This window comes from Kitasatospora sp. NPDC059408 (assembly GCF_042751525.1).
Classification (GTDB): domain Bacteria; phylum Actinomycetota; class Actinomycetes; order Streptomycetales; family Streptomycetaceae; genus Kitasatospora.
Map to the genome: position 1 here is coordinate 137,639 of NZ_JBHYWI010000004.1, position 24,444 is coordinate 162,082.

The 24,444-nt window shown below is 73.6% G+C and carries 20 protein-coding genes and 1 pseudogene; 8 read left to right on the forward strand and 13 right to left on the reverse strand.

Features of this window, described 5'->3' with window-relative positions:
* The first annotated feature begins 176 nt into the window (after window positions 1-176).
* Window positions 177-1,526, forward strand: coding sequence for a helix-turn-helix domain-containing protein (locus ACFXDE_RS05225; RefSeq protein ID WP_380491062.1), 1,350 nt, complete (start codon window positions 177-179; stop codon window positions 1,524-1,526).
* Between the two features lie 6 nt (window positions 1,527-1,532).
* Here the strand turns inward: ACFXDE_RS05225 and ACFXDE_RS05230 are convergent.
* Both ACFXDE_RS05230 and ACFXDE_RS05235 read right to left on the reverse strand, forming a co-directional pair.
* Window positions 1,533-1,720, reverse strand: a pseudogene (locus tag ACFXDE_RS05230) (hypothetical protein).
* 29 nt (window positions 1,721-1,749) lie between these two features.
* Window positions 1,750-2,103, reverse strand: coding sequence for a UBP-type zinc finger domain-containing protein (locus ACFXDE_RS05235; RefSeq protein ID WP_380435233.1), 354 nt, complete (start codon window positions 2,101-2,103; stop codon window positions 1,750-1,752).
* Between the two features lie 226 nt (window positions 2,104-2,329).
* On the opposite strand from ACFXDE_RS05235, the gene ACFXDE_RS05240 reads away from it, so the two are divergent.
* Entirely contained in the window at window positions 2,330-3,790 is a 1,461-nt protein-coding gene (locus tag ACFXDE_RS05240) for an APC family permease (protein ID WP_380491064.1), read from the forward strand.
* A gap of 121 nt (window positions 3,791-3,911) precedes the next feature.
* Here the strand turns inward: ACFXDE_RS05240 and ACFXDE_RS05245 are convergent, their stop codons facing one another.
* The 7 genes from ACFXDE_RS05245 to ACFXDE_RS05275 all read right to left on the reverse strand — a co-directional run bounded on the left by ACFXDE_RS05245 (window position 3,912) and on the right by ACFXDE_RS05275 (window position 12,189).
* Window positions 3,912-4,883: a sigma-70 family RNA polymerase sigma factor gene (locus ACFXDE_RS05245; RefSeq protein ID WP_380435231.1), complete on the reverse strand. Its 972-nt coding sequence runs from the start codon at window positions 4,881-4,883 to the stop codon at window positions 3,912-3,914.
* A 38-nt stretch (window positions 4,884-4,921) separates the two neighbouring features.
* Window positions 4,922-5,674 carry an SDR family NAD(P)-dependent oxidoreductase gene (locus tag ACFXDE_RS05250; RefSeq protein ID WP_380491066.1) on the reverse strand — a complete coding sequence of 251 codons (753 nt, stop codon included), beginning with the start codon at window positions 5,672-5,674 and terminating at the stop codon, window positions 4,922-4,924.
* Between the two features lie 96 nt (window positions 5,675-5,770).
* The gene (locus ACFXDE_RS05255; protein ID WP_380491068.1) at window positions 5,771-7,384 is read right to left on the reverse strand and encodes an FAD-binding oxidoreductase; all 1,614 of its coding nucleotides are present in this window, start codon (window positions 7,382-7,384) and stop codon (window positions 5,771-5,773) included.
* A gap of 66 nt (window positions 7,385-7,450) precedes the next feature.
* On the reverse strand, window positions 7,451-9,706 hold the full coding sequence (locus ACFXDE_RS05260) for an alpha-N-acetylglucosaminidase (protein ID WP_380491070.1): 2,256 nt from the start codon (window positions 9,704-9,706) through the stop codon (window positions 7,451-7,453).
* Between the two features lie 52 nt (window positions 9,707-9,758).
* Window positions 9,759-11,084, reverse strand: a complete 1,326-nt coding sequence (locus tag ACFXDE_RS05265; RefSeq protein WP_380491071.1) for a sensor histidine kinase — start codon at window positions 11,082-11,084, stop codon at window positions 9,759-9,761.
* A gap of 11 nt (window positions 11,085-11,095) precedes the next feature.
* Window positions 11,096-11,761, reverse strand: a complete 666-nt coding sequence (locus ACFXDE_RS05270) for a response regulator transcription factor (protein ID WP_380491073.1) — start codon at window positions 11,759-11,761, stop codon at window positions 11,096-11,098.
* Between the two features lie 134 nt (window positions 11,762-11,895).
* Complete coding sequence (locus ACFXDE_RS05275) at window positions 11,896-12,189, reverse strand: hypothetical protein (protein ID WP_380435225.1); 294 nt, start codon at window positions 12,187-12,189, stop codon at window positions 11,896-11,898.
* A 293-nt stretch (window positions 12,190-12,482) separates the two neighbouring features.
* Here ACFXDE_RS05275 and ACFXDE_RS05280 point away from each other — a divergent pair, with 293 nt between their 5' ends.
* The 3 genes from ACFXDE_RS05280 to ACFXDE_RS05290 all read left to right on the forward strand — a co-directional run bounded on the left by ACFXDE_RS05280 (window position 12,483) and on the right by ACFXDE_RS05290 (window position 17,070).
* Window positions 12,483-15,206, forward strand: a complete 2,724-nt coding sequence (locus ACFXDE_RS05280; RefSeq protein ID WP_380491189.1) for a glycosyl hydrolase — start codon at window positions 12,483-12,485, stop codon at window positions 15,204-15,206.
* A 132-nt stretch (window positions 15,207-15,338) separates the two neighbouring features.
* Window positions 15,339-15,719, forward strand: a complete 381-nt coding sequence (locus tag ACFXDE_RS05285; RefSeq protein ID WP_380491075.1) for a hypothetical protein — start codon at window positions 15,339-15,341, stop codon at window positions 15,717-15,719.
* Between the two features lie 196 nt (window positions 15,720-15,915).
* Window positions 15,916-17,070 carry an oxygenase MpaB family protein gene (locus ACFXDE_RS05290; RefSeq protein WP_380491077.1) on the forward strand — a complete coding sequence of 385 codons (1,155 nt, stop codon included), beginning with the start codon at window positions 15,916-15,918 and terminating at the stop codon, window positions 17,068-17,070.
* A 27-nt stretch (window positions 17,071-17,097) separates the two neighbouring features.
* Here ACFXDE_RS05290 and ACFXDE_RS05295 read toward each other — a convergent pair whose 3' ends face one another.
* Entirely contained in the window at window positions 17,098-19,542 is a 2,445-nt protein-coding gene (locus tag ACFXDE_RS05295; protein ID WP_380491079.1) for an NACHT domain-containing protein, read from the reverse strand.
* A gap of 20 nt (window positions 19,543-19,562) precedes the next feature.
* Window positions 19,563-20,576, reverse strand: coding sequence for an alcohol dehydrogenase catalytic domain-containing protein (locus ACFXDE_RS05300; RefSeq protein WP_380491081.1), 1,014 nt, complete (start codon window positions 20,574-20,576; stop codon window positions 19,563-19,565).
* Window positions 20,577-20,684: 108 nt separating this feature from the next.
* Between ACFXDE_RS05300 and ACFXDE_RS05305 the strand changes: the two genes are divergently transcribed.
* Complete coding sequence (locus ACFXDE_RS05305) at window positions 20,685-21,335, forward strand: TetR/AcrR family transcriptional regulator (RefSeq protein ID WP_380491083.1); 651 nt, start codon at window positions 20,685-20,687, stop codon at window positions 21,333-21,335.
* 16 nt (window positions 21,336-21,351) lie between these two features.
* On the opposite strand, the gene ACFXDE_RS05310 is transcribed toward ACFXDE_RS05305, so the two are convergent.
* Window positions 21,352-21,924 (reverse strand): TetR/AcrR family transcriptional regulator, encoded by a 573-nt coding sequence (locus ACFXDE_RS05310; protein WP_380491084.1) that lies wholly within the window; start codon window positions 21,922-21,924, stop codon window positions 21,352-21,354.
* Window positions 21,925-22,077: 153 nt separating this feature from the next.
* On the opposite strand from ACFXDE_RS05310, the gene ACFXDE_RS05315 reads away from it, so the two are divergent.
* On the forward strand, window positions 22,078-22,815 hold the full coding sequence (locus ACFXDE_RS05315; protein ID WP_380491086.1) for an SDR family oxidoreductase: 738 nt from the start codon (window positions 22,078-22,080) through the stop codon (window positions 22,813-22,815).
* Window positions 22,816-22,922: 107 nt separating this feature from the next.
* A complete protein-coding gene (locus ACFXDE_RS05320; RefSeq protein ID WP_380491088.1) occupies window positions 22,923-23,987 on the forward strand; it encodes a YncE family protein in 1,065 nt (354 codons plus the stop codon).
* Here ACFXDE_RS05320 and ACFXDE_RS05325 read toward each other — a convergent pair.
* Entirely contained in the window at window positions 23,964-24,329 is a 366-nt protein-coding gene (locus ACFXDE_RS05325) for an acyl-CoA thioesterase (RefSeq protein WP_380491090.1), read from the reverse strand. The two genes, ACFXDE_RS05320 and ACFXDE_RS05325, sit on opposite strands and share 24 nt — an antisense overlap.
* Window positions 24,330-24,444 lie beyond the last annotated feature (115 nt).

The following is a 24,444-nucleotide window of genomic DNA, read 5'->3' on the forward strand; positions in this document are numbered from 1 at the left end:
GTGAGTGAAGTCCGGCCGAGGGGAGGGGAGTTAAATCCCGACTTAAGCTTGCTTACGTGTGGGGTTAAGCTAGCGGCGGCCGCACCGGCACGCAATAGCCTGTGCGCGTCGACGAGGCGGCGACGCGACCGCGACGTGGTGGCGACGTGGTGGTGAGGGGAAGGCGGGGGAGCGCGATGACGAGCGACGACGGGGACGACCGGCTGCTGATCGGGCGGCGGATTCAGCAGCTGCGGGCCGAACGCGGCCTCACCCAGCGCGCGTTGGCCGAACCCGCCTACACGGCGGCGTACGTGTCGACGCTGGAGTCCGGCAAGGCCCGGCCCTCCGACACCGCGCTGCGCTACCTCGCCGGACGCCTCGGCGTCAGCGCCGAGCAGCTCGCCACCGGCCGGCCCGCCCACCTCGCCACCGACCTCCGGTCCCGGCTCGCCGACGCCCGGCAGGCCCTGTGCACCGGCGAACCGGCGGACGCGGCAGCGCAGTTCACCGCGCTGGCCGCCGAAGCCGACCGCTACGGCCTCGCCGACGAACGCGCCGCATCCTTGGTGGGGTCGGGTGACTGTGCCTTGGAGGCGGGCGAACTCGACCAGGCCATAGGGCACTTCAGAGCCGCCGAGGACCTGCTCCGCGACGCCCCGCTCCCGCAGCGCATACCGGCCCTGCGCGGACGGGCCGTCGCCCACCTCCTCGCCGGCGACCTGCGCTACTCCTGCTACCTCCTGGAGAGCGCGATCGACCAGCTCAACGCCGCCGGCCTGCCCGACCCGCAGGCCCTGCTGCTCCTCTACTCCGCGATCACCGCCCCCTACCTGGACCTCGGTGCCCACCGCCTCGCCGCCCAGGCCGCCGAACTCGCCCTCGCCCTGGCCCCGCAGGTCGACGACCCCGCCGCCGTGGCCCGGCTGCACCGATCGGTGGCCCGCACCCTCCTAGCCGAGGGCCGCGCCGCCGAGGCCGACGCCTCCCTCGCCCGCGCCCAGGAGCTCTACCAGCAGCTCCGCATCCGCACCGAACTCGCCCACTGCCACTGGATGCGCGGCTACCTGCGCGCGCAGGACGGCGATCTTCCCGCCGCCGAGCGCGAACTCCGCACCGCCCGCCTCATACTGACCGAGCGCCGCGCGGTGCTGTACGTCCAGCAGATCGATGTGGAACTCGCCGACGTGCTGCGGCGGTCGGGCCGCAGCACGGAGGCGGCCGCGCTGCTCGCCGACCTGCTCGGGTCCCTGCACCCGAGCCGCGGAGCGGTCCACGCGGGGGCGGCCCACCGGCTGTTGGGCCTGATCGCGGAGGACCGGGGCGAGGACTCCGACGCCGAGGACCACTACCGGAGCGCCCTCGCTCTTCTCGAACACGCCGGAGCCACGGCCGACTCGGCGGACCTGTGTCGCCTCCTCGGCGATCTCCTGCGCCGCACCGGCCGCCCGGAGGAGGCGCTGGACGCCTACCGCGCCGGGCTCGCCCACCGCGCCACCCCGGGCACCACCACGCTGGGCCCGGCACCTGCGCTCCCGCCGCTGTAGCGCGGATCAGGACGGCGGGGCGGCCCGGTCCGACCCGCTGCGCAGGAGCAGAATTCGTTGCCCTCGGGGTCGGCGAGGACGGCCCGGCCGGATCGGCCGGGGCGCAGCGGACGGTCGGTCACCGCGCTCCGGAAGCGGGCCGATCCGTAGGCGTCCGCGTAGTCGACCGCCACGTTCTGCAGAACCGAAACCATGGTCCCGAGCCTCCTGGCGGCCGTGTCCCTCAGTGGATGTGGTCCTGCCAGTCGGCGGGGACGCGCTCCTGGGGCCCGGGCACCGTCTGCGTGCGCGGGTGGTGGTGCGGCGCGGCCAGTTCCGGGCCCTGCTCGAAGTAGTCGTTGCTGCGGTAGTCCCAGAACCAGTCCTCGTCCGGCTCGAAGGTCTGGATGAACGGGTGCCCGGTCTCGGCGAAGTGCCGTGTGGCGTGCTGCGCCGGAGACGTGTCGCAGCAGCCGACGTGCCCGCACTGGGCGCAGCGCCGCAGGTGCACCCACCAGCCCTGCACCGCCTCGCACTCGACGCAGCCCGTCCCGCTGGGCGGCACCGCCGGATCGACACCCTCGATGGCCTGTGACATGAGCGTCCCTCCTGAGTGGGGTGCGGTGTGAGCGCGGTGCGGTCCGAGTTCGGTGCGGTGCGGTCCGAGTGCGGTGCGGTCGCCCGCATCCTGCCACGCGCGGCGGCCGGCGCGCGGGGCGGCACGCCAAGCGGCGCGGTCCGGTGCTGCGCGGGCCTTGACCCCGAGCGAGTTAAGGAACTTTACTTTCTCCGCCGGTCGACCTCTCGCCCCCAGGAGGTGCCTGTTGGCCACCACCGATTCCGTTCCTCAACTGTCCAGACGGGTGGGCCTGTTCCAGGCCGCCGCCATCAACATGAGCCAGATGTGCGGCATCGGGCCGTTCGTCACCATTCCCCTCATGGTCGCCACCTTCGGTGGGCCGCAGGCCGTCATCGGGTGGGTCGCCGGGGCCGTCCTGGCGCTCGCGGACGGGCTTGTCTGGGCCGAGCTCGGGGCCTCGCTGCCGGGGTCGGGCGGGACGTACGTGTACCTGCGGGAGGCGTTCCAGTACCGGACCGGGCGGTTGATGCCGTTCCTCTTCGTGTGGACGGCCATGCTGTTCATCCCGCTGATCATGTCGACCGGGGTGCAGGGGCTGGTCCAGTACCTGGGCTACCTGTGGCCGGACATCACGGGCGGTCAGGGCGATCTCGTGGGGGTCGGCGTCGTCGTGCTCGTCGTCCTGCTGCTGTGGCGGCGGGTCGAGAACGTCGGGAGGGTCACCGTCGCCATGTGGGCGGTGATGATCCTCGCCGTCACCGCCGTCGTCCTCGCAGCCTTCACCCACTTCCACCCCTCGCTCGCGTTCACCTGGCCCGCGCACGCGGTGCGACTGACCAGCGGCAGCTTCTGGCTCGGCTTCGCGTCCGGGCTCACGATCGGGATCTACGACTACCTCGGGTACAACACCGCCGCCTACCTGGGGGCGGAGATCAAGGACCCGGGCCGGGTGATGCCGCGGGCGATCATCCACTCCGTCGTCGCGATCATGGGGATCTACCTGCTCCTCCAGATCGGGGTGCTCGGCGTCGTGCCGTGGCAGGACATGCTCGACCCCGCGAACACGGCGTCCCGGTCGGTGGCTTCGGCCGTGCTGGAACGGACGCTCGGCAAGCGCGCGGCGGACGTCGTCACCGTGCTCGTCCTCGTCACCGCGTTCGCCTCCGTCTTCACCGGTCTGCTCGGTGGGTCCCGCGTCCCCTACGACGCCGCGCGGGACGGGCTCTTCTTCCGCTCCTTCGCGCGGCTGCACTCCAAGCACCGGTTCCCGGTGGCCGGCCTGGTGGCGATGGGCGTCATCACCGCCGGGGCCTTCCTCGCCGCGCGGCACGTGGGCGACTCCGCGGCGCACCCGCCGCTGACGGTCCTGATCACGCTGCTCACCACCGTCATGGTGATCATCCAGGCGCTCGCGCAGATCGCCGCCGTGACCGTGCTGCGGCGGCGCCAGCCGGACCTCGCCCGCCCGTACCGGATGCTGCTCTACCCGCTGCCGGGCATCGTGGCCGCCGTCGGCTGGCTGGTCGTCTACGGGTACGCGGACGAGGCCAACCCGGGGCTGCACCCCATCGAGTGGTCGGTCGGGTGGGTCGGTCTCGGCCTCGTCGCGTACCTCGGGTGGTCGCGGGTCGAGGGCGTCTGGCCGTTCGGGCCGAAGGAGATCGAGGAGCGGTACCTGGACGAGCAGCAGGTGCGGGCCGCTTAGGGGGTGTCAGCCCGGTGGCGCGCGGGTGTTCTGGAAGGCGGCGATCCGCCGGGTGTCCCCGTCGTCGTCCTCTTCGCGGCCCCGGTTCCGCCGTCCCGTTCGCGCCAGAGTGCGAGATGCACTAACTCGTGGCAAGGCCTCCGACGCCGGCCGGCGTGAAGGTCGGGACGAGGGCCGGGTCGTTGAAGGCCGTGATGCGGGCGACGCGCGCGCCGACCAGGGTCAGCACCTGGACGCCGTACGGCTCGTAGCGGCCGGCGCCGGCGTGGCGGTGGACGACGAAGGCGGGCTGGCCGTTGGCCGTCGTCGGGGTCATCCGCCACAGCGACGGGCGCAGGATGCGGGCGGACAGGAAGCCGAGGACGGCCTCGCGGCCGGTGAACCAGGTCGGCGTCGGGGGCATCTCCATCTCGACGTCGACGCGCAGGAGGTCGACGAGGGCGTCGGGGTCGGCGCGGGTGAAGGCGTCGACGTAGTCGTCGAGGAGGCCGCGGCGCACGCGCTCGTCCGGCTCGGCCAGGTCGTCCGCGACCGGGCCCACCTCGGCCAGGCGGCCCCTGGCGCGGCGCAGCGCGCTGTCCACGGCGGCGGTGGTGGTGTCGAGCATCGCGGCGACCTCGGCGGTGCGGAAGCCGAGGACGTCGCGCAGGGTGAGCACGGCGCGCTGGCGGGCGGAGAGGTACTGGAGGGCGGCGATGAAGGCGAGGCGCACGCCCGTCCGGGCGGCGACGGTCACCGCCGGGTCGCCGGCGCCGAACAGCGCGTCCGGCGCCGGCTGGAGCCACGGAACGGACGGTTCGCGCGGTGCCACGGCCACCCGGTGGTCGTCCGCGGGGGCGCCGAGCCCGGACGGCAGGGGGCGGCGCGAGCGCGTCTCCAGGGCGGTGAGGCAGGCCATGGTGGCGATTTTGTAGAGCCACCGGCGCACCGAGGAGCGGCCCTCGAAGCCGTCGAACGCCCGCCACGCCCGCAGGTAGGTGTCCTGGACCAGGTCCTCGGCGTCGTGGACCGAGCCGAGGATCCGGTAGCAGTGGGCGAGGAGCTCCGGCCGGAACGGTTCGGCCAGGGCGGTGAACTCGGCGTTCGACGGCATCGCGGGGGGTCCTTCCGGAACGGCTTTCGGGTGCGGTCTCAGGCGAGCGGGACGAGCCCGGTGCCTTCGACCCGGTACTCGGCAGCGGCGTCGGGGTCGTCGGCGACCTCGGTCACCGCCTTCCCGATCAGCTCCAGCGTGACGATCGGCCCGCGCCCTGCGAGGAAAGTCTCCCGGTCGAGGCCGGCCTGCGCGGCGTATCCGGTGACCCCGGCGTCGCCGACCCCGCCGACCGGGGTCATGTTCGGCAGCAGCGCGACGAACCGGATGCCGAGCCCGGCCCGCTCGGACTCCCCGGCGGCGTAGGAGCGGATGTAGCGGACGGCGGCCTTGGCGCTCGCGTACCCGCCGCTGAGCGGGGAGCCGAAGAGCGCGGCGCCGCTGGACATGGAGACGACGACGCTGCCCGGGGCCAGCGGCTCGCGCAGGGCGGCGCCGGTCCAGGTGAAGACGTGCCGGGTGTCGACCTCCCAGGCACGGCCGAAGCTCTCCCACGTCTGCTCCTGGACGGGCGCCATGGGCGGCACGGTCCCGGCGTTGAGGACGAGCAGGCCGGGGCGGAGGGTGCGGGTCACCTCGGCGGCGAGCGCCTCGTCGGTGGCGTCGCCGGTGAGGGGCGTGAAGCGCTCGCCGAGCTCCTCGCGGACGGCGAGCAGGTCGGCCCCGGTGCGGGCGATGCCGATGACGTGCGTGCCGCGGGCGACGAGGGCCCCGGCGATCGCGCGGCCGAAGCCGCGGCCGGCACCGGTGACGACGGCGGTGGGGATGGTGGTGGGGATGGTGTCTGACATCGGGGGCTCCCGGGGAGGGCTGGTGGGACGCGGTCGCCAATCAAGACCGGCGGGAGCCCGGAAAACCGTCGCGTGTCCGGAGGTTTTTCTGGCGGACTACACGGCTTGGGGGAAGCGGAACAGTCCGTCCGGGTCGTAGGCGTGCTTCACCTGGCGCAGGCGGGCGAGGTTGCTGCCGTAGTAGGCCTGGGCCCAGTCGGCGAGGGTCGGGTCGGGGTAGTTCTGGTAGGCCTCGCCGCTCGCGTACGGGCGCATGGTCGTCCAGACGTCCTTCAGCCAGGCCTGGGACTGGTCCACGGCGGGGCCGGAACCGGCGCCGGGCGCGGGGTAGTTGGTGATGTACTGGGCCCCGAACAGGGCGTTCCGGTGGACGAAGGCGGTGTCGCCGGGGGCCACCCGGTTCACGGCGCCGCCGAGGGCGTCGAAGGAGACGGAGGCGCTCCCGCCCTGGGGCACGCTCTGCGGGTACCGGTCGACGGCGGCCACGAGCGCCGCGATCCCGGTCGGGTCGATCGGCCGGGTGTAGAAGTCGGACCGGGCCGCGTACGAGCCCCGGGTCAGCCTGCCGTCGGGGTTCTGGCCGGGGAGGCTGCCGGGCAGGTGGGCGGCGGCCTCCGACCAGCCGGCCACGCCGCCCATCTCCTTCATGGTGTCCAGGAACGGCGCCGTGTGGAGGGAGGCGGTGGCCGGGGCGACGGTCAGCCGGTCGATCAGGCCGGCGAGCTCGGACTTCGGGCCGAGGTAGTTGACGGTGCTGGTGAGGCGCTGACGGCCGTCCGGCCAGGCGTCGAGGTGGAGGTTGGCCCAGAGCGGGTCCGGCGCGCTCGCCACCCACGTCTGCCAGGCCGCCACGGCCGGCGCCGCGGACGACCAGGGCCAGGAGAGGAACGCGTACGCGCAGGTCGGCGCCGGGTGGGTGCGGAAGGTGAAGGACGTGACCACGCCGAAGTTGCCGCCGCCACCGCCGCGCAGCGCCCAGAAGAGGTCGGGGTCCGTCGAAGCGTCCACCTGGCGGACCCGCCCGTCGGCCGTCACGACCTCGGCGCCGGTGAGGCTGTCGGAGGTCAGACCGTACGCGCGGCACGTGACGCCGATGCCGCCGCCGAGCGTCAGCCCGGCGACGCCCACGCTCGGGCAGGAGCCCGCCGGGACCGTCACGCCGTCGGCCGCCAAGGCCGCGTACACGTCGATCAGCCGGGCGCCGGCGCCGACCGTCGCCGTGCCGCCGGAACCGGAGACCGCCGCCATCGACCCGACGTCCAGCACCATCCCGCTGCCCGACGACCAGCCCGTGTAGCTGTGCCCGCCGCTGCGCGCCGCGACCGGGAGGGCGTACCGGCGGGCGAAGGCGAGGCAGGTGGCGACGTCCTGGGGGGTGGCGGCGTAGACGATCCCGGCGGGGCGCAGGCCGTCGAACTGCGGCTGGTAGAGGTGGCTCGCGTCCTCGTAGCGGCCGTCCTGCGGGCCGATGACGGTGCCGCCGAGGTCCTTCGCGAGCGCGGCCCAGTCGGGCGGGCCGACGGGGGTGGGGGTAGGGGTCGGCGACGGCGTGGGGCTGTTCGCGGAGGTCGACGGGTCCGGCGACGGCTCCGGCTTCGGCCCGCCGCACGCGGCGAGCGCCGCCGCCGCGAGGGGTGCGGCGGCGAGCCGCAGGACCTGCCTCCGGCCGGGCCGCTGCGGGGGCTGCGCTGCCGGACGGTCGTGGCTCATGCCCGCTCCTCAGGTGTAGGCCGCCCACGGCACCGGGTAGTCGGTCGCCGCACCGTGGGCGGGGTGTCAACGCGAAGACTCTGACTGGTGCTCCAGCGGCGCCGCAACAGCGGCCGCGAGGGCGGTCGCGATGTCGGTCGCGATGTCGACCGGGTCACCGACCGGCGCGGTCGGGTAGGCGGACGTCGAGTGCGCCCACGCGTCGTCCAGGGCGAAGAAGTCGACGGGCGCCGGGCGGGTGTGCTGCGTCAACGCGACCTCCAGCGAGGCGAAGAACGCCGCCCAGCGCTTGGCGTAGAGGTCCGTGACCAGGCCGGACCACTCGCGGGCGGCGTACTCGTGCAGGCCACCGTCCTCGGCCTCGGCGCGGGTGCCGCCCCACGTGGTGAGGATCGACCGCGCGTCGTACTGGAGTTGGCTGCGCTCGGCGTCGGTGGCGCCCCAGGACTGCACCTGGGCGAGCCACGTGCCCACCATGAAGCGGGCGTCGGTGGCCGCCAGCCGGTCGAGGTCGTCCTCGGCGGCCGTCCAGCGGCTCACCAGCGACCGGAACGCGGCGAGGTCCCCCGCGCCGTAGGCCCCGGCGATCTCCGGGAGCAGCCGGCGGCTCTCGTCCGCGAGCGCCTGCCGGGCGACGTTGACGAGGTCGTAGCGGTAGGCGTCGGTGGCGCGCAGCTCCGGCGCCACCGCCAGGAGCTCGGCGAGGGCGCCGCGCACGGTCGCGGGGTCGTAGCGCAGCGCCTTCGGCGACCAGGACGCCGAGGTCGAGGCGGTCAGCGACGGCCGGGCCGTGAACAGCCCGTCCTGCGGCTCGCTCCACCCGTCGGACGGCATGCCGTACGGGCCCTCGCGCAGCTGCGCCCAGGCCGCCGCCGCGTGGGCGTCCGGGCGGCCGTAGCGGCCCGTCGCGTACGCCGTGAACCAGGCCGCCCGGTCGAGTCCGGCGGGCGACCACGCGAGGTCGGCGAAGAGGGCGAGGGCGGCCGGGTCGGTGCCGGTGCCCTCGGGCATGAAGGCGATGCCCTTGAGCGCGCTGCCGGGCCTGGTGAGCCACTGGCGGAAGCGGGCGGTCCAGACGCCGGTGTTGGCACCGAAGGTGGTCTTGCCGCCGAAGTTGGGGATCGTGCCGAACGCGTACGGCGTGCCGCCCCAGTCGGACTCGCGGTCCAGGCCGTCGTAGCGGTCCGAGAGGCCGTCGACGATCAGCATCAGGCTGCGGTCCACGCCCGCCAGCAAGGCCGCGGTGGGGTTGTGCTCCCAGCCGAGGACCGCCCAGACGGCGCCGGGGTGCGCGGCGAGCAGGGCGCGCTGGATCGCGCCGGCCGCGGCGGGCACGTCGACGCCGCCCGCGGTGCCGCCCTCGTGGAGCGGGTCCATCTTGTACATCGCGCTGTCGCCGAACGCGTCGCGCTGCGCGGCGTAGTAGGCGGCGGCGACCTCGGCGAACAGCGGGCCGGTGGGGTCGAGCCAGGAGTCGCGGGCGAACGCCGTCCAGGTGCCCTGCGGCACGACGGCGGCGCCGGGGTTGCGCTCGGCGAAGTCGGTCGGGACGGTGCCGAAGTAGCCGGGCAGCACCGGCGTCATGCCGAGCGCCCGCAGGTGGTCGCAGACCCGGCGGCCGACGGCGGCGCGGGCGGCGACCAGCTGGTCGGAGACCGGGCCGCCGAAGCCGGACATGTTCTGCAGGAGCCACCACGGCTGGTGCGCGGGCGCCGGGATCCAGGCGCGCAGGTCGTCGGCGGAGTAGCCGAAGCCCTGGAGCGCCCGCAGGTACGGCGCCTCGGCGCCGACGGTGACCAGGACCTCGTTGAAGCCGTGCAGCGCGAGGACGTCGACCTCGTGCTGGTAGTCGGCGAAGCTCCGGTAGGGGCCGGAGTAGCCGTTGTCGGTGTCGTTGAGCGCGTAGCGGTGCGGGACGACGGCGGAGTCGGTGTGCGGGGCGGGCACCGGCGGCAGCGTGGCCGGGAGCGCCGCGGTGCTGTCGCCGGGCAGGCCGATGTCGGCGTGGGCGACGTTGCGCAGGTACCAGCCGACGCCGGTCAGCAGCGTGGCGGGCGAGGTGCCCCGCACCCGGATCGCGCCGGGCGCGCCGGAGACGGTGAACGCGTCGACGCCGGGCGCGGCCTGCGGCTCGGGGACGAGGCTGATCTGCGCGGCGTGGGCCGGCAGCAGCCGGGCGAGGGCGGCGACGGCGGGCGCGGGGTCGAACGGGGCAGATGCGCGCGCGACGGGTGCCGGGACGAGTACCAGGGCGGCGCACACGCAGAGCAGGGGGAGCAGCACGGGGACGGCGCGGCGGTCGGAGCGTGCGGTCAGCGGCATGCGACCGACGGTCGCACCTCCGTGCGGCGCGGTGCCCCCGGCTCGCGGGCCCTCACCCGGATGAGCGCGTGGGCTTGTGCACGGGCACGCGCAGCAGGAAGCGCGTGCCGCCGCGGGTGCTCGGGTCGACGGTGAGGGAGCCGCCGTGGGCGTGGGCCACCCAGGCGGCGATGGACAGGCCGAGGCCGCTCGAACCGCCGCCGCTGTGGAAGCGCTCGAACAGGGAGGCCGCCCGCTCGGGCGGGATGCCCGGGCCCGCGTCGTCGACGGCGACGGTGCCGTCCGCGGTGACGGTGATCTCGACGTCGGCCGGCCGGCCCGGCCGGTGCCCGTGGGCGAGCGCGTTGCCGAGCAGGTTCGCGACGGCACGGCGCAGCAGCCCGGCGTCGGCGAGGACGATCACGGGCTCCGTGCGGACGGCGACGCGGTGCCCGTCGGCCGGGGTGTCGGCGACGACCGCGTCGACGAGCTGGTCGAGCCGCAGCGGCTCCCGGTCGAGCGGGACGGCGCCGGCCATCAGCCGGGCGCGGGTCAGCAGGTCGTCGACGAGCTCGCTCATCCGGGTGGACTGGCGCAGTGTGCGGCGCAGGATCTCGGTGGTGTCGGCCTCGCCGCGCAGGCCGGTCTCGGCGAGGACGCGGACGGAGGCGACGGGGGTGCGCAGGTCGTGGGCGGCGTCGGCGAGGAAGGCCTCCTGCTGGTCGAGCGCGTCCAGGGCGGGGCGCACGGCCCGGCCGGCGAGCCAGTGGCCGGCGAGGGCGGAGAGGGCGACGAGGACGGCGCAGGCGGCGGTGAGGAGCAGGGCGAGGCGGTCGTGGTCGGCCAGGTTGCCGGAGATGTCGACGGCGGCGACGGCCACGGTGTCCGTGGTGTCCTGGTTCGGGCCGGTGAACGGCTGGGCGGAGAGCCGGAGTTGGTGGCCGTTCGGCGCGGTCGTGGTGAGCCGGACGACGTCGCCCTCGCGCGCGGCGTCGTCGGCGGCCGTCTGGTAGGCGTCCGCGGGGACGGTCAGGCAGGCGCGGTGCGGGCGGGCGGCGACGGTCATCTGCTCGGCGGTGCCGGTGAAGAGCGTCACCGGCGGGCAGTCGTAGCCGCCCTCCTTGGGGTCCGGGTACTCCAGGGCGCCCTGCTCGTCGTAGTGCAGGTCGGCGGCGAACTCGCTGGTCCGCAGCTTCAGGTCGGAGTCGACCTGGGAGCGCCAGGCGTCGTCGTCCGCGTGCACGGCGACGACCGCCATGCCGACCAGGGCGAGGGCGCTGACCAGGGCGAAGAGCAGGGCGATGCGGCGGCGCAGGCGGCGGATCCGGCCGGCCGGGGTGGGCGGGACGTCCTTCTTCAGTGCTTTCCAGCCCGTGGTCCGCCCACGTGCGGCTTTCACGCGTGCGGCTCTCACGCGTGCGACTCCAGCCGGTAGCCGACGCCGCGCACGGTGTGGATCAGGGCCGGTTCGCCGAGCTTGCGGCGCAGCTGGGAGACGAGCACCTCGACGACGTTGGAGTTGGGTTCGGTCAGCTCGTCCCAGCAGCGCTCGATGAGCTCGGCGCGGCGCACCGCCTGGCCCGGGCGGGCGGCGAGCGTCTCCAGGACGGCGAACTCCTTGATCGTGAGGGTCAGCCGGACGCCGTCGCGGTGCACGGTGCGGCGGGCGGTGTCGATCTCCAGGCCGGCGAGGCGCACCACGGGCGGGCGGGCGACGGTGGTGCGGCGGCACAGGTTGTGCACCCGGGCGACCAGTTCGGGGACGGCGAAGGGCTTGACGAGGTAGTCGTCGCCGCCGGTGGCGAAGCCCTCGACCCGGTCGGCGACGGTGTCGCGGGCGGTGAGGAACAGCACCGGGACGGTCCGGCCGTCCGCGCGCATCCGGCGCACGTAGTCGGCGGAGTCGCCGGAGGGCAGCATGCGGTCGAGGACGACGCAGTCGTAGCCGGTGACGAACAGCGCCTCGTCGGCGGCCGGGAGGTCCCCGGCCTCGTCGACCGCCAGCCCGCCGCCCCGCAGGGCCGCGGCCACGGCGAACCGCAGGTCCTCGTCGTCCTCGACCACCAATATGCGCATGCCGGCCAGGATATCCACGGCCCGGGGAGGGGCCGCCGGCGGTCCTGCGGGCACGAACGCGCCTCCGGGGAGGGTCGAGGGGCGGCGCGCCTCCGCGTCCGTGGGGGACCGGGAGGCGCGCCGTCTGCGGAGGATCATGACAGCGGGAACCTGAGGAATTCATGAGCCCGGTGGTGGCCGGTCGGCCCGGGCCGTCCCGCCGGTGTCGTCCAGCGGTCCATGCCGCCGCGGCAGAAGCGCATCGCGAGCCGGTGGTGCCCGGCGGAGGCGGCGTGCTCGCACACCACGTGGAGCGGCCGCACGTCCGCGCTCGCGATCTCCCGCGCGGCGGTTCCGGCGCCCACCACCGCCGCCAGCGCGACCGCCGACCACCCGGCCCGGCGCAGGAGCCCCCCGGCCCGCGCCGAGCCGCGTATGGATTCCGACATCGACTGCTCCGTCCGCCCACCGTCCGACTACGGAACAGAGTGTTGCGGGGGGTACCTGAGGATTCGCTGAAGCGGGGGCCGCAACCGACGGTTCGGCGTGCGGCGCGCGTCGCATGCAGCACCACGGGCGTCCGGGCGGGTCATCCGTCGCGCGTCGACTCTCTCATCTGACGTAGTTTCGGCTCTCCCTCGTGCACACTCCCTTCACACCGGCCGGTCGGACCCGCGAGGCTTCCGCTCGGACTGCCACCGGGCCGCGCGACCGCGCGGCCCGTCGCATGGGGAGGACCGACATCGTGCCCAACAGGCAACGTCGACGGCTGCTGCTTCCGGCCGTCACCCTGACCGCCCTCGGACTGACCACCACCCAGGCGCTCGCCGCCTCCGAGCCGCCCAGGCCCCGCCCGCACCAGGCGCAGCACCTGCAGGAGATCGGGCAGCAGCACGCGAGAAAGGTCCAGGAGGGCCGCGGCGCGGCCGGGCCCGCGTTCTCGGCGAAGGCCGACCGGGGCGGGGACGACGGCGGCGCGGACGAGGCCGAGAACGCGGCCGAGGGCACCGCGCAGTACACCGAGGCCCGCACGGCCCCCGGCGTCGTCGCCCCCGGCGCGTACGGCGCGGCGTGGGCGCAGCTGAAGTCGATGCCGAGCGCCGGCGGCCGCTGGGAGCAGGTGACGAGCAAGCCGTACAACGCGGACGACCCGCGCTACCGCGACGTCAACTCCAACTCCAGCGGCGGCGCGGGCTTCGTCACCGGCCGGATCACCGGCATCGCGGCGGACGACGACGGGTACGTGTACGCGGGCGGTGCGAACGGCGGCGTGTTCCGCTCCCGGACCGGCGGCGGGCAGTGGCAGTCGATCTCGGAGAAGCTGCCGTCGCTGTCCACCGGCACGCTGGACCTGGACGGCACCGGGCGGCTCTGGTACGCGACCGGTGAGTCGAACACGGGCGCGGTCTCGTACGTCGGCACCGGCGTCTACGTGCTCGCCGACCCCAAGCACGGCCAGTTCCAGCCCGGGAACCGGGTCGGCGGGGCGGAGTTGGAGTCGACGACGATCCACGCGCTGCGCTTCGCGGGCGACAAGGTGTGGGCGGCCACCAGCCGGGGTGTGTGGAGCCACTCGACGACGGACCTCTCGGGCCCGTGGACGCAGGAGTTCGTGCCCAACCCCGAGTACCTGCCCGGGGGTTCGAAGGCGGGCGACCCGAGTGCGCCGTACAAGAACATCGCCAACGACATCGCGATCGACCCCAAGGACCCGTCCAAGGTGATCCTGGCCGTCGGCTGGCGCGGCGGCGACACGTACAACGGCTTCTACAGCAAGGCCGCGGACGGGAGTTGGCAGCGCGTCGCGTCACTGGGTGACCTGCCGACGGACGCGGCGAACGTCGGCAACGTCACGTTCGCCCGTTCCGCGGACGGCTCGCGCTACTACGCGATCGACCAGTCGCCGGACCTCACCGCGCACAACCCGGACTCCGGGCTGAAGGGCATCTACGTCTCCAAGTCCGGTTCGCCGTCCGGCCCGTGGACGCTCATCGCGGACAAGGACAAGATCAAGAACTCGGGCTCCGCCCTGCAGGGCGCCGGCTACCAGCCGGGCATCCAGTCCTGGTACAACCAGTTCCTCCAGGTCGACCCGGCCAACCCGGACCACGTCTACGCCGGTCTGGAGGAGGTGCTGGAGACCAAGAACGGCGGTGCCTCCTGGATCGTCCCCGGCCCCTACTGGAACTTCCCGTTCCCCTGCTGGAGCATCGACCCGACGAAGCAGACCGGCGACTGCTCGCCGACCACCCACTCCGACCAGCACGCCGTCGCCATCGGCACCTACCACGGCAAGGCGAGCGTGTACGTCGGCAACGACGGCGGCATCTACACCCGCCCGGTCAACGGCGCCGTCGACTCCGGCGGCCACGCCAAGGACTGGAAGTCCCTCGCCGACGGCACCATCGACACCCTGCAGTACTACTCGGTGGGCGTGGGAAAGGACCTCTCGGACCGCTCCGGGCGGGGCGTCAGCGTCAGCGGCGGCCTCCAGGACAACGGCGAATCGATCCTGCGCGCCCACGACAAGGTGATGGGCTCCAACTTCGGCGGCGACGGCGGCGACACGCTGGTCGACCCGGGCAACGGGTGCAACATCGCCCAGGAATACGTCTACATGGACGTGTGGGTCACCCAGAACTGCGCCGTCAACGACGGCTCCGGCAACACCGACCCCAGCAAGGCCACGTCCTACGAGGTCGCCCCGCCCGACAAGGCCACCAGCTCCGCCCGCTTCATCGCCCCGCTCGCCGCCGACCCCAAGGACGTCAACACCTGGATCGCCGGCGGCCGGCACATCTGGGTGCAGCACAAGGGCTACGCGATCCGCAGCGGCAGCGAGTGGACCAGCGCCTACGACCTGGGCGCAGGGCACTTCGCCACCGCCGTCGCGACCGTCAACGGCACCGTGTACGCGGGCTGGTGCGGCCCCTGCAACAACCAGGGCTTCACGCGCGGCATCGCGGTGGGGAACACGGACGGGACGGGCTGGCACCAGCTCGACCTGCCGGTGGGCGGAACCGTGCCCAACCGGTACGTCTCGTCGTTCGCCGTCGACGAGAACGACGCGCAGCACGTGTTCGTCGCCATGAACGGCTTCTCGCGGTCCTGGACCGAGGGGCCCGGCGCCGGCATCGGGCACGTCTTCGAGTCCCGGGACGGCGGCGCCACCTGGACCGACGTCTCGGCCAACCTGCCCGACGTGCCCGCGGACTCGGTGAAGATCCTGCCCAACGGCGGCCTCGCCCTGGGGACCGACCTCGCGGCGTTCTACCGGGCGCCGGGCGCCACGGACTGGAAGGTCCTCGGCCGCAACCTGCCGACGACGTCCGTGCAGCAGCTGAAGACCGGCCCGGACGGCAAGCTGTACGCGGCCACCTTCGGGCGCGGCATCTGGGCCGTCGACCTGCGGCGCTTCGACCACAGGGACGTGGTCGGCGACGTGGCCGGGGACCAGGAGGACTGAGCGTTCCACTGAGGCCCGGCCCGCCGAACGTCGGCGGGCCGGGCACCGGTGTTGCGGAACCGGTGTTGCGGAACCGGTTCGGGGGCCGCACCGTCCAAGCGGCGACCCCCGACGATCAGGAGACCCCGCCCCGTGAAGCGACCCGCCGCCACCATCGCCGCCGGCACCCTGCTCCTCGCGCTGGCCACCGCCGCGTGCAACTCCACGGCCGCGCCGCCGACTCCGTCGCCGACACCGGCCGTCACGGGCACGCCGTCCACGCCGTCCACGGCGCCGAGCCCGTCCACGCCGTCGAGCCCGTCCACGCCGTCGAGCCCGTCCACGCCGTCGAGCCCGTCCAGCTCGCCTGCTGCGCCGACGCCCACCGCCACGGGACGGCCCACGACGATGCCGACCGCGCCGAGCACGGCCGTGACCACCCCGCCGCCCATGCACCCGACGCCCGCCCCGACCTTCTCCCTCGGCCCCGACAACCCCACCGACCTCCCGCACCGCCCGGTCCCGGCGGGGTAGCGCGAGTTCGCGCTTCCCAGGTGTGCGCCCCCTGCGGACAGGGCGCGCGCCGGGGTCCCCCATTCGAGCGATCGTCCGTATGCCTGATGAACAGTACGCTCGCGCACACCCGCTGCCGCCAGGGCATCATGCGAGCACGAACTCGATTGCCTCGTGGCGCGGGACGCACCCGAACCCCAGAAACGAGGTACTGCTGGTGGCACTGACAGCCGCAACGGTCACGGCCGAACTCGAGGCAGCGAGCACGGTCGGCGACCCGGAGGCCGACGCCCTGGTCTCGGAGCTGATCGAGAAGAGGGAGATCGACGGGGTCAACGCCCTCTTCCGCACCGTGGGCACCCTCAAGCCCGGGCAGGACCTCTCCCGACTGCCCGACCGGCTGGCCGACTTCCTGCGCGAGGCGACGGCGCCGCCGCCGGACTGGAGCGAGGCCGACGTCAAGGCCGCCGAGGGCTTCTTCGCCCACCACCACGGCGAGGCGTCCATGCTGCAGGGCACCGTCGGCCTCATCGGCACCTACCTCTCCCCGACCGGCGCGTTCACCCTGCGCTCGACCGGCCGGCTGGGCGGCGTGGAAGGGCCCGGCCGACGGCTCTCGCAGTCCAGCCGGCTGTTCATCGACATGGGCGACAAGGACGCCCTGCGCAACGGCACCCTGGCCGCGAACGTCACCAAGGTGCGCCTGGTCCACGCCTCGGTGCGGCAGTTGCACAAGAAGAGCGGGGAGTGGGACTACGCGAAGTGGGGCGAGCCGGTCTCGCAGAAGTACACGACCGGCGCCGCCTGCGTCTTCAGCACCCAGATCCTGCAGGCCATGCGGAACCTCGGGATCGACGTGTCGAAGGACGACGCCCGCGGCTTCGTCTGCGCCTGGCACTACGTCAACCACTACCTCGGGACCCCGGAGAGGTGGCAGCTGCCCAAGGACGCCGATGAGCTCGAACGGCTGTGGAACCAGGAACGCGACCGGGAATGGCGGAAGTCGGAGGACGGCGTCTTCATGACCGCCCAGGCCGTCAAGTTCTACCGGGACTTCCTCAAGCCGGGAATGAGCGACGCCTACCTCGCCCTCTCCCGCGTCGCCCTCACCGACAAGTACGCCGACATGGCCGGCCTGGACCGGACGCCGCTGTCGGAGGCGGGCAAGGTCGCGGCCGCCGGCCACGGCATCGTCAGCGGCATCGGTGGCGGCCTGCTCGGCGGCGCCGCCAAGCAGGTCACGGGCGTCAACCCGTACAAGGACATCCTCGGAGCCGTGTCCGAGGCGTTCAGCAAGGTCGAGCGGTACGCCCTCACCCACGACCAGGACGACCAGCCGCAGATGCACCAGGACCTCCACGACAACCGCTGACGCCCCAGCCCTTCGGGCCCCGCCCGCTCAGGGCCGGGCCCGACGGCCGGCTTCCTCCAGGGCGTCAGAGGGACCTTGTCGGTGGTCCCACCCGTCACCGCTGCCCTTCCAGCGGTCGCCGGCGAAGTAGGCGAGGGCGGCTTCGAGGTCGAGGGGGAGGGCGCGGGTCGGGCCGAGATCCCAGATGCGGGCCCAGCCTTTCGAGTCCGTGAGGGCCTTCGGGACGGTCAGGCCCTCTTTGAGCTCCAAGGCGACGTGGTACTGGTTCGGCAGGACGTCGCCGTCGGTCCCGTGAACCCGCACCGCAGTCACGTCCTCCCACCGCACTCGAAGTTTGCGGCCCCGGTTGATCTCGACCGTCTCGGCGTCGATCCGGAGCCTCGTGGCCACGGCCCACAGGGCGACCGCCATCAGGACGAGCGTGACCGCCACCCCCACGAACTGGAGCTGGTGCCTGCGGAACAGGTCCCAGCTCTGCTGCCAGTCCGCTCTCGGGCCGTCGTGTGCAGTGAGCGGCGAGGCGACGGCGAGGTACGCGAGGACCGGCATGGCGAGGTCGAGGGCGAGGAACCACACGGTGCGGACGGTGTGGGCGCTGCTGCGCATGAGGACGGTGCGCGGTGTCCACGCCTCGGCCGTGGACCGGTCGGCGTCCGCTCCGGCGAGGCGCCGGCGCAGTTCGGTGTGCCGGTACTGGTGGACGCCGCCGACCTGGCGCAGCAGGCCCAGTCCGTGTGCGTCCTCCAGGAAACCCATCACGTCCCACGGAAGGCGCCCGAACAGCCACAGTTCGACCCGCGTGGCGGTCCAGCGCCCCCATCGGCTCATCGCGACGAGGGCCAGGGCCGAGCAGGACCAGGCGGTGAGGAAGGACACGGTGGGGATGAGGGGACTGTCGTGGGTCTGGGAGAAGACCGCCATCGAAAGCCCGGCGATGGCGGGTGCGACGACCGCCGCCTCGATCAGGGCGATCCGTCGTTCGTCGGCGAGCAGCATCCTGGGCTTCGTGGCCGTGTCGTACTCGGCCCGCCGCGTGAGGAGGAGGCCCGACAGCGTGGGCAGGGCGACGGTGGGCACGACCGCGGGGACGCCGCCCGGAACGACCGTTGCCGCACCGACGAGGCCTGCGGCGAGCAGGGCCATGATGACCTGGATCCTGGGTGCGGCCGGCCGGCGCGGGCGGCCGTCGAGGCCGGGGAACAGGTGCCGGGCGGTGGTGCGTCCGAGGACGGTGGAGATGGTGGCCAACTCGGCGACGAGGTCGATCGCTTCGGTGGTGGTGCCGGGCCACAGGAGCCGGTCGAGGGAGAGGAGCGCCAGGACGGCCGTGAGGACGATGCCGCCCCATGCGAGGGGATGCGTGACCACGCCGCGCAGCTGCCACCACGCGATGTCCTGTGTCCGGCGGCGGATCAACTGCCGGGCCAGGAAGCCGTGGTACGTCCGGGCGTCCTTCACACTGCACCGGCGGACGGGCTTGGATTTGGAGGCGGATGCCGGGGCCCGCGAGTAAACGGCGGGGATCAACTCGTCGAGGAGGTGGCCTTCGACGTCCGCGCGTGTCGGAAACCTCGCGGAGTCGAGGAGTGCGCGAGGATCTCGCGCCCCGCTCGCGTAGACCTTCGTCGCGAGCCAGAGCATCAGGGGCGAGGAGAATGCCGCTGCGACGGGTCCGTCAGGACTTCGTGTGATCTGCTCGAAGACTTCTTCCCACTGGGGAAGTTGGTCCTTACGGCATTTCCCGGTGAGATAGTGCCGTCCGGCTTCCGGGGACATCGGACAGGCCTGGATCACCGGGATGTGCCGGAGCTCGGAGTCCGGGGGAATCTTCTCGATCGCTTCCGGCCGCGACAGCAGGACCAGGGGCACCTTGGTGTTCGCGCGCCAGCCGTCGATTCCGAGGACGACCTCCTGGCCGGAGAGGGACATGAGCTCATCGAGGCCGTCCAGGATGGGGATGACTTTCTTCCCGGTGACCAACGACTGCACCTCGTGATTCCACGCAGGGCGCGCCGCGGCCCGGTAGTCCTGCTGGATGCGCTCGATGACCCAGTCCTGAAGGTTCTTCTTGGGCGTCCAGCCCGAGAGCGACAGCAGGACGGGAACGGGATCCCCCGACTTCCGGTGGTGCAGCAGGTCGAGGACGAGGAGCACTGCCAGGGACGACTTCCCCGCTCCGGCGGGTCCGGTGATGACCAGCCGGGCGGGGTCGAGCGTCCGGATCCGGGAGAGTGCCTCATCAGTGTCGATCGGCTCTTCGAGGGCGCCGAGCTGCCGTGCGTCCCAGCGAACCGGCATGCGTACGGAACCGGTCAACCGGCGGGCGTTGGCCTCGTCTTCCCATTGGACGAGCACGTGTCCGGCCAGTTCGTCCTCGGCGGGCGGAGGGGGCGCGTAGTTGTTGACGGTGTGCGCCTGGATCACATTCCCCGTGACCTGTCCGTCAAGGTTGTTGTGCACCGAGTCAGTCACGCCGTCATGATGACATTCCCTCAGGGCTTGAGGATCAGCCGGATGGGGTTGCCCGCCTTCTGCTCCAGGGCTTCGACGGCCTTGGCGGCGTCGGCGAGCGGGAAGGTGCCGCTGACCGAGCGGGAGAAGTCGAGGCGGCCGCCGCGCGTGAGGGCGACGAGGTCGATCACGTCCTGGGACTGGGAACCGTAGTGGCCGCGGATCTCCTGGCGCAGGAAGCTGACCATGGTGCCCTTGGTGATGGTGAGGGGCTGGTCGGTGAGGCCGACCAGGACCAGGCGGCCGCGTTCGCCGAGGGCGGCCATCGCCTGCTCGCGCACGGGGGCCGCGCCGGCGAAGTCGAAGGCGGCGGCGAGCGGGCGGCCGCCGGTGGCCTCGCGCAGGTGGGCCGCGAACCCGGGGTCGAGCGGGTCGAGGGCGGCGTCGGCGCCGAAGGCGAGGGCGCGTTCGCGGGCGGCGGGGAGGGGGTCGACGGCGACGATGGGGAAGGCGCCGATGGCGCGCAGGAGTTGGACGCCGTGGGCACCGAGTCCGCCGACGCCCCAGACACCGACGGCCTCGGCCGGGCGGACGGCGCCGGTGGCGGTGATGGCGGCCCACGGGGTGGAGACCGCGTCGGGGATGAAGCAGGCCTGCTCGAAGGGGAGTTCGTCGGGGATCGGCACGAGGGTGGTGGCGGTCGCGAGGCTGTACTCGGCCCAGCCGCCGTCGTAGTCGACGCCGCGGGTGAAGACGACGCCGCCCCGGTGCTCGCCGGCCTGGAGGAGGACGCGGTCGCCGACGGCGGCGGTGGTGACGCCCTCGCCGAGGGTGTGGACGGTGCCGGCGACCTCGTGGCCGAGGGTCACCTTGTCGCCGGGGAGGTAGAAGGGCTTGAGGGTGCCGTCGATCAGGTGGACGTCGGACAGGCAGACGCCCGCCGCCTCGACCTTGATCAGGACCTCGCCGGGGCCGGGCACCGGGACGGGCACCTCCTCGACGGCGAACGTGCCCTTCGTGACGTCGAGGCGGCCGGCGAGCATCGTGGCGGTCATCCGGATCTTCCCTTCCGACGGGGGCGGCGCGGCCGGGGGATCGTCTCCGGGCCCGCCCCGCACACTTACTTGTTGGTCAACAAGCAAGTTCGACACTAGCATGGTGCCATGCCCACGCACGATGGTCCGGACGCCGCTTCTCCGGGCACCCCGTCCCGCCGCACCCAGGCCGAGCGGCGCGCCCAGGCCGAGGCCGCCCTGATCGCCGCCGCGGCCCGGCTGATCGCCCGGCACGGCAGTGCCGGCGTCACGCTCGCGCGGGTGGGGGAGGAGGCGGGCTTCAGTCGGGGGCTGGCCTCGCACTACTTCGGCTCGAAGGCCGCCCTGCTGGCCCGGCTGCAGGAGGAGGCGCTGGCGGAGGCGATGGCTGCCGCCGCGCCCGAGCGCAGCGGTGCCGGGGCGGTGGACGAGCTGTGCGGGTTCGTCCGGGGGTGCCTGGAAGGGGTGCGGAAGCCCACCGACCTGGGGCGGGCGTTCGTCGTCCTCGGGGCGGAGGCGCTCGCGGGCGCGTCCGAGCTGACGGCGGCGGTCGCGGAGCTGGACGCCCGTACGCGGGCGTGGGTGGCCGACGTCGTCCGGCACGGCGTGGCCGGGGGCGAGGTGCGGGCGGCGCTGGACCCCGGGGCGTTCGCGCTGGCCATGGTGGGCCTGGTCAAGGGCCTCGTCGTCCAGGGCGCCACCGACCCGGACGCGTTCGACGTGACGGTCGCGGCGGCGGAGGCCGAGCGCTGGATCCGGCTGGCGCTGGTCGCCGCCTGAGGCCGCCCGCGAGGCGTTACGGACGGACCGTGAGACCGTCCAGCACGAGGTCGAGCAGGCGCTCCGCCTGCGGCCGGTGTTCGGTGCCCGCCGAGGTGAGGGCGATGCCTTCGAGGGCGGCGAAGACGTCGGTGGGCCGGATGTCGGTGCGGATCGCCCCGGCGGCCGTGCAGGCGTCCATCAGCGACGTGATGGCGGCCTGGATCATCTCCCGGCTGTGCCCGTAGGGGCTGTTCCCGGTGGCGGCGATCGCCCGCAGGGCGTCGATCATGCCGTACTTGGCGGTGACGTAGTCCAGGAAGAGGCGCGTCCACGCCCGCAGGGCCTCCATGGGCGGCTCCTGCGAGAGCAGGGCGGGGGCGGCCTCGCACAGGTGGGCCACCTCGTTGCGGTAGACCGCTTCGACGAGGGCCTCGCGGGTGGGGAAGTTGCGGTACAGCGTCGCGCTGCCGACGCCGGCCTCCTTGGCGATGCGCTCCAGGTGGGCGTCCAGGCCCTCCGTCGTGAAGACGCGCACGGCGGCCGTGAGGATCTTCTCCCGGTTGCGCTGCGCGTCGGCCCGCAGCGGTCGCGGCGCTACGTCGCTCATCGGTGGTGCCATCCCTTCCCGGAGGTCTGGCGGCAGCCTATCGACTTGCTAAACGGAGGCATCCCCACTTAGCGTGAGAATAAGTGGGGGCGTCTCCGCTTTCACTGTGGGTCGTGGTGACGACCCGCACGCAGCCAGGGGAAGGGACCGATCATGTCGGGTATCCAGGGCAAGGTCATCGCGATCACGGGCGCCAGCAGCGGCATCGGCGAGGCGACCGCGACGTACCTCGCCGAGGAGGGCGCCCGGCTCGTGCTCGGGGCCCGGCGCGCGGACCGCCTGGCCGCCGTCGTGGACGGCATCACGGCGAAGGGCGGCACCGCCGTCGGTGTCGTCGTCGACGTCACGCGCCGCGAGGACCTCCAGCGGCTGACGGACACCGCCGTCGAGCGGCACGGCCGGCTCGACGTCCTCGTTTCCAACGCGGGCACGATGGCCGTCTCGCCGTTCGACGACCTGCGCCAGGACGACTGGGGCGCGATGGTGGCCACCCACATCACCGGCCTGCTCAACGGCATCGGGGCGGCCCTGCCCGTCTTCCGCCGCCAGCGCTCCGGCCAGTTCGTCAACGTCGCGTCCACCGCCGCCTATGTCGTCAAGTCGCCGCAGGGCGTCTATGCGGCGACCAAGACGGCGGTGAAGGTGCTCACCGAGGGGCTGCGGCAGGAATCCGGGCCCGATCTGCGCGTCACCCTCGTCTCGCCCGGCTTCACCAATACCGAAGGGGTCGGCAAGGGGGCGAGCCCCGAGGCGGCCGCCGCGATGACCCGGCAGCGCGACGCGATCGCCATGCCGCCGTCGGCGATCGCCTCCGCCATCGGCTACGCGATCGGGCAGCCCGAGGGCGTCGACGTCAGCGAGATCGTCGTCCGGTCCACCGCGCAGGCCTGATCGTCCATCACACCTTCTCCTCAAGCGGAGAATTGACTGACAGATGTCAACTCCGTCCGCTAGCGTGCCCGTTGGGGGATCGCATACGCAGCAAGGGGAGGAGAAGCATGTCCAGGAGGATGCGCATCGCGGCTCTGGCGGCCGTCGTCGTGCTCGGACCGACGGGCACCGCGGCGGCGCAGGCCGCGCCCGCGGGCGAGACCGTCGTGACGGTGAGCGGCGAGCGGCCGGTGCCGCTCGTCAGCCCGGACGGCGGCACGCTGTACGTCGTCGCCGTCGAGAGCGACGGCAGCGTGAGCGTCAAGGCGGTGGACGTCCGGACGGGCGCGACGCGGGGGCGGGTGGGGCTGGGCGCGCTCGAGTGGGGCGTCAACGCAGCGCTCAGCGCGGACGGTTCGCGGCTGTACGTCGCGGACGGGCAGCGGCTCGTCGTCGTCGACACCGCGGGGAGGGCCGTGCTCGCGACCGTCGCGCTGCCCGACCAGCCGCGCCCGGCGCGCTGGAGCGCCGGCCCGGCGCTCGGCCTGGCCGTCGGCGCGGACGGCGGCACGCTGTACGTGTCGCAGCGCGGGCCGATGCACTACAAGCAGAAGCCGGGCCCGGGCCGGATGCTCACCTTCGACACCGCTCGGCGGGTGTTCACCGGCTCCGTCCCGCTGCCCTCCAGCGGTGCGGGTGCCCCGGTGGTGCGGCCGGGCGGGCGGGACCTGTACATCGGCACCTCAAGCGGCATCCAGCACTGGAGGACGGCCGGCCCGACCCTCGTCGGCACGGTTACCGGGACGGTCTCGGCCGCCGAGTTCGACCTGGCCTTCTCCCCGGACGGCACGCGGCTCTTCGCCGTCGACGGGGGCTCGTCCGACCGGGGCGACCTCATCGACCCCGCGACCGACACGGTGAGCCGGCACGTCACGCTCGCCCCCGAGGGCTCGACCGTGAACACGGCCCGGGCCGGGGCGGACGGCAGCCGGTTCTACGCGGTGAAGGACAACGCCCCGAACAAGGCGCAGATCCTCTCCGTGGACGCTGCGACCGGCGAGACCGTCCCGGAGGAGAGCACGACCGTCGCCGAGGAGCAGCTCAGCGGCCTCGCCGTCGGGCCGGACGCCCTCGTCGCCGGCGGCTCCGACGGCGGCTACCGGGCGCGGCTACACGTGATCCCCCTTCCCTGACGACCAGGCCTCGACCCACGCCGTGGGCCACGGGGTGCTCGTGCGCTCGCCGCGGGGGACGTGCACCGCCACGTACCGTCCCGAGGCGGCGAGTCGGCCGTCCTCCGCGCGGATCTCGAAGCGGAGGGTGATGGACGTCGTGCCGATGCGTTCGACGGTGAGTTCGGTCGTCACCTCCTGGCCGAACCACAGCGGCGCGCTGAAGTCGGCCTCGTAGCGGACGCGCGGGGCCGCGCCGAAGTAGCCGGTGATGCCGCGGGTGCGCATCAACTCGGCCTCCGCCGCCTCGACGTAGCGCACGATCGCGGTGTTGTGGTGGTGACCGGCCGCGTCGGTGTCCATCCACTCGACGCGGCCGCGGGGGGGTGGGGGCGCGGCGCGCGCCCCCCCCCCCCCCCGAGGAGCCAGGGGGCGGGTGCGGGGGGGGGGGGCGGCAGGGGGGGGAGGCGGCGGCGGG